This window comes from Microbispora sp. ZYX-F-249 (assembly GCF_039649665.1).
In the GTDB taxonomy this organism is placed as follows: Bacteria; Actinomycetota; Actinomycetes; order Streptosporangiales; family Streptosporangiaceae; genus Microbispora; species Microbispora maris.
Map to the genome: position 1 here is coordinate 1 of NZ_JBDJAW010000182.1, position 385 is coordinate 385.

The window sequence follows — 385 nt, forward strand, 5'->3', positions numbered from 1 at the left end:
CGGCAGCGGGCAGCCGTCGATCCAGCAGGTGGCGTAGCGGGCGAAGATGGCCCGCCGCTGGGCCGGAGTCGCCAATCTGACCTTGCGGCCCATGTCCAGGACCTGTCCCTCGGCGTCCATGACCAGGCGCACGAGGGTGGAGGTGCGGGCCAGCCGATGCACGGCGGAGATGGGCAGCACCTGCCCGGTCGCCAGCAGCAACCCCGGCGCCGTCCCCCACGCGGTCCTCAACGCCGCGCCCAGCCTCGCCCCCACCTGATCTCCCGCCAGCCCGCCGTCCGACGCTCCCGGTTCTGCTTCCGGTGATGCCTCCGGCTCTGGCCCCGGTGATGCCTGCGGCTCTGGTCCCCGCGCGCCGGGCGCTTCCGGAGTCTGCGCATGGTGG

At 74.0% G+C, this 385-nt stretch carries 1 protein-coding gene; it reads right to left on the minus strand.

What is annotated here, in order from left to right; genetic code table 11:
• Positions 1-255, minus strand: a 255-nt coding sequence (locus AAH991_RS40325; protein ID WP_346231219.1) for a DUF222 domain-containing protein, incomplete at its 3' end; no start/stop codon positions are given.
• Positions 256-385 lie beyond the last annotated feature (130 nt).